Source organism: Myxococcus dinghuensis, assembly GCF_024198235.1.
GTDB lineage: Bacteria > Myxococcota > Myxococcia > Myxococcales > Myxococcaceae > Myxococcus > Myxococcus dinghuensis.
Map to the genome: position 1 here is coordinate 24898 of NZ_JAKCFB010000067.1, position 7619 is coordinate 32516.

Annotated in this window: 7 protein-coding genes; 1 reads left to right on the top strand and 6 read right to left on the bottom strand. The window is 70.8% G+C overall.

The window, feature by feature from the left end:
- Window positions 1-69 precede the first annotated feature (69 nt).
- The 6 genes from LZ198_RS40855 to LZ198_RS40880 are packed head-to-tail and all read right to left on the bottom strand — an operon-like array spanning window position 70 to window position 6618.
- The gene (locus LZ198_RS40855) at window positions 70-1302 is read right to left on the bottom strand and encodes an ABC transporter permease (protein WP_253977602.1); all 1233 of its coding nucleotides are present in this window, start codon (window positions 1300-1302) and stop codon (window positions 70-72) included.
- 4 nt (window positions 1303-1306) lie between these two features.
- Window positions 1307-2545, bottom strand: a complete 1239-nt coding sequence (locus tag LZ198_RS40860) for an ABC transporter permease (protein WP_253977603.1) — start codon at window positions 2543-2545, stop codon at window positions 1307-1309.
- Window positions 2542-3291 (bottom strand): ABC transporter ATP-binding protein, encoded by a 750-nt coding sequence (locus tag LZ198_RS40865; protein ID WP_323383415.1) that lies wholly within the window; start codon window positions 3289-3291, stop codon window positions 2542-2544. The genes LZ198_RS40860 and LZ198_RS40865 overlap by 4 nt, the downstream gene beginning before the upstream one ends.
- Window positions 3288-4553: an efflux RND transporter periplasmic adaptor subunit gene (locus LZ198_RS40870; RefSeq protein ID WP_253977604.1), complete on the bottom strand. Its 1266-nt coding sequence runs from the start codon at window positions 4551-4553 to the stop codon at window positions 3288-3290. Before LZ198_RS40870 ends, LZ198_RS40865 begins: the two co-directional genes overlap by 4 nt.
- Window positions 4550-5905: a TolC family protein gene (locus LZ198_RS40875; protein WP_253977605.1), complete on the bottom strand. Its 1356-nt coding sequence runs from the start codon at window positions 5903-5905 to the stop codon at window positions 4550-4552. The genes LZ198_RS40870 and LZ198_RS40875 overlap by 4 nt, the downstream gene beginning before the upstream one ends.
- Complete coding sequence (locus tag LZ198_RS40880) at window positions 5902-6618, bottom strand: YIP1 family protein (protein ID WP_253977606.1); 717 nt, start codon at window positions 6616-6618, stop codon at window positions 5902-5904. Before LZ198_RS40880 ends, LZ198_RS40875 begins: the two co-directional genes overlap by 4 nt.
- 232 nt (window positions 6619-6850) lie before the next feature.
- Here LZ198_RS40880 and LZ198_RS40885 point away from each other — a divergent pair.
- On the top strand, window positions 6851-7619 hold a 769-nt coding region (locus LZ198_RS40885), incomplete at its 3' end, for a Clp protease N-terminal domain-containing protein (protein ID WP_323383417.1).

The window sequence follows — 7619 nt, forward strand, 5'->3', positions numbered from 1 at the left end:
CTCCCCTAATGGAGTCCGGGGAGGGAAACAACCGGCGAGCGGGACGGCCCTCGCCGAGTGGCAGGTAGGTCAATCCGTGCGCATCGCCTCGACGGGGTCCAGCTTCGCGGCGCGGGCGGCCGGGTAGATGCCGAACAGGAGCCCCACGCCGCAGCTCATGGTCAGCGCCAGGGCCACGGCCCAGGGCGGCACGGACATGGGGAAGCCCACCATCCAGTCCCCCAGGAACACCAGCCCGAAGCCCAGCCCCACGCCCAGCGTGCCGCCCAGGAGCGCCAGCAGCACCGCCTCCGTGGCGAACTGCCCGAGGATGCGGCGGCGCCGCGCCCCCAAGGCCTTGCGCACGCCGATCTCCCGCGTCCGCTCCATCACCGACACCAGCATGATGTTCAGGATGCCGATGCCGCCCACCACCAGGGACAGCAGGCACACGCCCACGCCCGCGATGGTGATGACCTGGGAGAGCTGGTTGAAGGACGCCGTCACCGACTCGTTGGTGTGCAGCTCGAAGTCGCTGGCCTCGTCCGGCTTCACGTCGCGGCGGCGGCGCATCAGGTTGGACACCTCGTCCTGCGCCTTGCGGAACAGGCTGGGGTCCTTGGCCTGGATGTCCACGTCCAGCGAGCGCGACTTGCCGTAGAGCTGCTGGAACACGCGCAGGGGGATGATGGCCTGGTTGTCCATGCTCACCATGCCCAGGAAGCTGCCCCGGCGCTGGAGCACGCCAATCACGAGGAACGGGCGGCCCTTGATGCGCACCTCGAAGCCCACCGGGTCGATGCCGGGGAACAGCGTGTCCGCCACGTCCACGCCCAGCAGCGCCACGTGGCGGCCATCCAGGCTCTCCACCTCGTTGAAGTAGCGGCCGGACTGCACCGCGATGCCGCTGGTCATGGGGTACGTCGTCGTGGTGCCGAACACGCGCACCGACGGACGCGTCTCCGCGTTCACCGTGGCCAGCTTCTGGCCGCCCTCGTCGTCCGCGGGCGCGACCACGCCCACGGACGGGCAGGACTGCTCGATGGCGCGCACGTCGTCCATCTCGATGTCCGGCCGCTTGGCGAACTTGGCCCAGTTGAAGCGGCCGAAGCCGCCCGCGGGCCACTTGGTGAGCTGGAAGGTGTGCGCCCCCAGCCGCCCCATGTCGCGGTTCACCTTCGTGCGCAGGCCCTCGATGAGGCCCATCATGGTGATGACCGTCGCCACGCCGATGACGATGCCCAGCAGCGTCAGGAGCGAGCGCAGCGGATTGCCGAGGAAGGTCCCCAACGCCAGCCGCAGGTTGTCCAGGAAGGCTCGCATCGGCTCACTCGTACCGGAGGGCTTCCACCGGGTCCAGGTTCGCCGCGCGCGCCGCCGGCCAGATGCCGAACAGCAGCCCCACCAGCGCCGCGAAGAACACACCGCCCATCACCGTGGTCATCTGCACGTCGGCGGCCAGCGGGGTGATCAGCGACACCACCTTCGCGGTGCCCAGGCCCACCGTCGTCCCCAGCAGCCCGCCCACCGCGGACACGCTGGCGGCCTCCATGAGGAACTGGAAGACGATGGTGCGCTTGCGGGCGCCCAGCGCGCGCCGCACGCCGATCTCCCGCGTCCGCTCGCGCACCGACACCAGCATGATGTTCATGATGCCGATGCCGCCCACCAGCAGGGTGATGAGCCCCACGCCCACCGCCACGCCGTAGAGCGCGCCGGTGAGCTGCGCGTACGTCTGCGCCATGGCCTCCGGCTTGTTGATGTTGAAGTCGTCCGGCTCCCCGGGGGGCGTGCCGCGGATGCGCCGGAGGATGCCGATGAGCTGGTCCTCGGCCGCGCGCACCTGGCCCGCGTCCTCCACCGCCATGGCGATCTCGAACGAGCGCCCCTTGCCGAAGCTGCTGAAGAACGTCTTGAAGGGGATGAGCACGAGCAGGTCCATGCTCTCGTTGACCACCTTCCCCTTGCGGCTGAGCGTGCCCACCACCTGGAAGGTGCGGTTGTCCACGCGGATGCTGCGGCCCACCGGGCTGATGCCGGGGAAGAGCCGGTCCGCCACGTCCGCGCCCAGCACCGCCACCGGCCGCGTCACCTCCTCGTCCGCCTCCGTGAGGAAGCGGCCCGCCGTGACGTCGAAGCCGGAGATGGACAGGTACTCGTGGTTGACGCCCTGGATGCGCACCGTGGACATCTGCTCGCCGCCGTACGACACGTCCGACAAGCGCGAGACGGACGGCGACATGGCGGTGATGAACGGCGCGAGCGTGCGCAGCCGCGCCACCTGGTCCAGCGTGAAGTTCTTGCGGTTGCGGTACTTCCACCAGTCGCCCTTGATCATCCAGGGGAACTTGGACACGTAGAGCGTGTTGGCCCCGAAGGAGGCCAGCTGCCGGTGGAAGGACGTGTTCAGCCCCTGGATGATGCCGACGATGGCCAGCAGCGTGGCCACGCCGATGCCGATGCCCATCGTCGTCAGCACGGTGCGCAGGCGGTTGGCCCGCAACGAGAACAGCGCGATGCGCGCGCCCTCGAGGACGTCCACCCGGAAGCCCGGACCGCGGCTCATGCGCCCCCCACCGCCGCGCCCGCCCCCACCCCCAGCGCCACGTCGCGCCCCGGGCCGTCCGCCACCAGCTGCCCGTCACTCAGCCGGATGGCGCGCGGGCAGCGCGCGGCCAGCTTGGGCTCGTGGGTGACGAGCACCAGCGTGTGCCCGGCCTGGTGCAGCTGCTCGAACAGCCGGACGATCTCCTCGCCCGTGGCCGAGTCCAGGTTGCCCGTGGGCTCGTCCGCCAGGAGCATGGACGGCTCGGCCACCAGCGCGCGGGCGATGGCCACGCGCTGGCGCTGACCACCGGACAGCTCGTTGGGGCGGTGGTGCATGCGGTGCGTCAACTGCACCTTGTCCAGCGCCGCCTTCGCCCGCTCCCGCCGCTGGCGCGCGGGGATGCCCCGGTACACCAGCGGCAGCTCCACGTTGGCCAGCGCCGTCTCGCGGGGCAGCAGCTGGAACGTCTGGAAGATGAAGCCGATCTCCTCGTTGCGGATGACGGCGAGCTCGTCGTCGGTCATCCGCGACACGTCCTTGCCGTTGAGCATGTAGCGGCCGCTGGTGGGCGTATCCAGGCAGCCCAGCACGTTCATCATCGTGCTCTTGCCGGAGCCGGACTGACCGATGATGGCCACCCACTCCCCCCGGCTGATGCCGAAGGAGACCCCGCGCAGCGCGCGCACCTCCTCGCCACCCACGTGGAAGACGCGGGTGATGTCCTCCACCTGGATGAGCCGACCCTCGCCGCTGGCATGACTCACGACTTGCGACCGCCCTTCATCCCGCCCGGCCCCGCCTGCTCCGGCTCGCGAACGATGTCGCCATCGTTCAGCTCCTTCGACAGCGTCCGGTAGGGACCCTCGACCACCCGGTCCCCGTCGTTGATGCCGGAGAGGATCTCCAGCTCCGTGTCGGACGCGATGCCCGTCTGGACCCGCCGCACCTGCGCCTTGTTCCCGGCGTCCACCACGAAGACGACCTTGGCCAGCGACTCGGTGCGCTTGGCCTTCAGCCCGCCCCCCTCCACCGACTCCTTGAAGTCCGGCAGCGAGCGCTCCGAGCGCACCGTCACCGCCTGGATGGGCACCAGCACCACGTCGTTGCGCGTCTCCGCGGAGATGCGCGCCTCCGCGCTCATGCCCGGCAGCACGCCCGGCGGCCGCACGTCCAGCGCCACCGTGACGGGGAAGCTCGTCACCTCCGCCTCCGTGCCCGCGTTCTTGATGAGCGCCTTCTGGGCGATCTCCACCACGGAGCCCTGGAAGGTCTGCCCCTCCAGCGCGTCCAGCGACACCTCCGCGGGCTGGCCGGGCTTGAGGTGCACCACCTCGTGCTCGCCCACCTCGAACTTCACCTCCATGGCGCTCAGCGCGGCGATGGTCATCACCACGTCCTCGGCCAGCTCCGAGCCACGCACGCGCTCACCGACCTCGCGCGACAGCTCGATGACGTTGCCGTCGATGGGCGACAGGAGCGTCGTCTTGGACAGGTCCGTCTGCGCCTGCTCCACCACCGCGACGTTGCGCGCGAGCAGTTGCTTGGAGGCCGCCAGCCGCGCGTCCGCCGTGTTCTTCGCCGCCCGGGCCACGTCCAGCTCCGCCGCGGACGCCAGGCCCTTGCCCACCAGGCCCTCCACGCGCGCCAGCTCCTGCGCCGTGCGCTGGACCTCCACCTCCGCCACCTGCGAGTCCGCGCGCGCGGCGTTCTGCGACGCCAGCGCCTGCTTCATCGCGGCCTCGTAGACGCGCTTGTCGATACGGCCCAGCACCTGGCCCTTCTTCACCGGGTCGCCGTCCTTCACCGCGAGCTCCACCAGGTCTCCGGAGAGGCTGGAGGAGATCTTCACCGTCGTGGCCGCCTGCACCTTGCCCGCGCCAGTGATGGTGCGGGTGATGTTGCCCTTGCGGGCCTTGGCGATCTGCACTTCCTGCGACGGGGGGGGCCGCTCCTTCAGGCCCCCCACGGTGATGGCCGCCGCACCGAGGAACAGCGCTCCGGCAATCGCACCCTTCCACCACTTCATTTCGTCTCTCCTGGGCCCAGGGCGCCCATGGCCCGCAACAACCTGTAGCGGGCGATTTCCACGTCAATTCGATTCTGGAGCAGGCTGAGCTCGGACTGCGTGAGGCTGAGCTGGGCGTCGCGCACCTCGAGGGTGGAACCGACGCCCGCCTTGAAGCGCTCCTCCGCCAGGCTCAGCCCCTGGACGGCGGCGCCCTTGTTGTCCGCGGCGAGCCGGGCGGCGGCGATCTGCGCCTCCAGCGCCTGGTGCGCCGCGCGAACCTCGCCCTCGATCTCCCGGGCGGACTGCTCCAGCGTGAGCTGCGCCTTGCGGATGGTCGCGTCGGCGCGCTTGGACTGGGCGTCCGTGTTGAACCCGTTGAAGATGTTCCAGTTCAGGTCGATGGAGGCGATGAAGTTGTTCTGCAGGCGCGGCTCGGCGAACACGTCGGACGCGTCCGGACCGCGGCGGGTGTAGAAGCCCTGGGCGGACAGCTTGGGGATGTAGTCCGCGCGGGCGATGGCGCGCTGGAGCTCCGCCGACCGGACCCGGAGCTGCAACGTCTTGAGCAGCGGGCGACGGTCGCGGGCCACGGAGATGGCCTCGTCGATGCTCGGCGCCGGCGCGGGCTCGGTCTGGAGCACGCCCGGGTCCACCGCGAGGAGCGGCTCCGTGCCGGGGCGGGTCAGCCAGACGGCCAGGCTGGTCTGGTCCGTCACCAGCTGCGCCATCGACTGGGTGTAGGTGATGCGATCGTTGCCCAGGTTCACCAGGGCGGAGATCTCCTCGACCTTGCCCACCCGGCCCGCCTGGAACAGGGAGCGGGCGCGCTCGAGCTGGTCCTCGCTGCGCTTGACGGTGGCCTCGAGCACCTGGCGGCTGGCCTGGGTGCGGAACAGGGCGAAGAAGCGCCGCACGGCCTCCAGCTCGGAGGTGTCCGCCTCCTCCTGGGCCTGGCTCTTCTGCGCGTCGCGCAGCACGCCGCTCTGCTCGAGCTGCTTCCAGCGCGCCCGGTCGTAGATGACCTGCGTGAGCGTCGCGCTCAGGTCGTAGTCCGTCGTGCTCGTCGCCTTGGTCTCGACGGGGGCCTGGACGAACTCGTCACCGGTGACGTTGGGGTCGTCGTTCGGGTTGGGGACCAGGCTGAACGAGCGGGAGCGGCCGATCCACCGCTTGCCGGCCGAGGCGCCCACGGCCAGCTGGGGCAACAGGGCGGAGCGCGACACGCGCACGTCCTGCTCGGCGACCTCCACGTCGATGGCGGACTGGAGCGCCGTGGTGCTCTGGCGGCCCTGGGCGCGGGCCTGGTCGAGGGTGATGGGGGACGGCTCGGCGGCGGCCGCGAGGAGCGACGCGAGGACGAGGGCGTTCATCGGCCACCTCCCGACGCCATCTGGATTCCGGGCAGGCCGACCATGAACACGCCGGCGAAGACGACATAGAGCACGCCGGCCAGCAACAACCCCCGGCTGCGGCGAATGCCCGTGGCGGCGGAGAGCCCCAGCCCGAGCAGGGCGGTGCTCCAGAGGTTGAAGAAGTCCACGGCGGAGGCCACCCGGGCCATCCCCGGGCTGAGGCCCGTCAGCACCGCCCCCAGGTGGGAGGGCACGAGCTGGGCGGCGCGCTGGGCGGTGAGCGAGTACTGGGCGGAGGCGCAGATGGCGAAGACCACGTGGTACAGGGCGATGGGCAGCAGGGCCAGGGCGGCCACGGACAGCAGGCGCTCGAACGGCGCCGACAGGTCGAACAGCCACGTCACCACCCAGAGGGCGGCGGCGAGCAGGAGCGCCAGGAAGGGCATCACGAAGACGCCCTTGGCGATGCCGCCCACCAGGGACTTGCGCGAGGAGGTCTGGATCTTGTCGGTGAGGTCGGCCTCGGAGATGGTCGCCATGTCCCCGGACGACTGCAGCTCACGGATGACGTCCGGCGCGGCGTCCCAGCGCAGGGAATTGAGCGTCCCGGAGGCGGACACACAAAGGGCGAGGATGATGAGGGGCCAGACCCAACGGCGGGCTTCGACGGCGGCTTGCGTCCCCTCGACAGGGTCGATGAAGACGCGCACGGGTTGGACGAGAGAGGTCATAGGGTGGGTGTCTCGGAGGGATGTACGGCACTCGCCCTCAGGCAATTGCTCGGCCAGTCGAAAATTTGAGCCGCTCAACGGGCAGCCAGCCAACCGAATTCCGGGCGCAATGAACGAGTCGGGCGCGTTCTACTCCAACGATTCCGCAGACCTGTAGCAGGCTGTTGCGGAAATTTTGCCGCCGGGATCGAGAGGGTGTATTCCGCTCGGCTGCACGCTTGCCGGAGCTCGAATGGTCGAAAGCACGGATCTCGCCCAGGTCCTCCAAGAAGCGAACGACATCGCACGGAGCGTGGTCCAGAAGCTTACCTCCGCGCACGTCCTGCTGGCGCTCTTCACGGTGGAGAACCGGGCGCAGCTGCTCCTCAAGGAGCGGGGCGTGGACGAGGACGCGCTGCTCCACCTGCTGACGGCGGCCCCCGCCGAGCAGGACGGGCTGGTGCGGGAGCTGCGGGAGAAGGCCCGCGAAATCGCCACGAGCTGTGGCTCCCAGGAGGCGGACTGCCTGCACCTGCTCATCGCACTGACGCGCGTGCGGTGCTCCGCCCAGGAGCTGCTCGTCCAGGCGGGACTGGACCTCGCGACCCTGCGCACCACGGCGGTCTCCTACTTCGTGAGCGGGCGGATGCCTCGCAAGCTCCAGCCGGGCCGCGCCCAGACGTCGGTCCTGGGGAACCACCGCCCCCCTCCGAGCCGTCCGCTCGGCGCCCCGCCCTCGCCCCTGCCCTTCTCGGCCGTGGCGGTGAGCGTCCCGCGCCCGGTGCCCGGCTCCCCGCCGCCCCCCTTCCCCCCTCCGGTCGCGAAGTCGACCACGCCGGCCCTCTCCCCGAGGGACCTCATCGACGTGGATGACGACGAGGTGAAGGCGAAGCCGCCCGTGACCCCGGCGGCGCCAGCCCCCACCCCGGCGCCCCCCGTGGCGGCGACGCCCCCGGCGCCGACGCCCGCCCCCCAGGTGCGCGTCGCCCCCCCGGCGCCCCCCGCCCCTTCGCCCGCGGCCC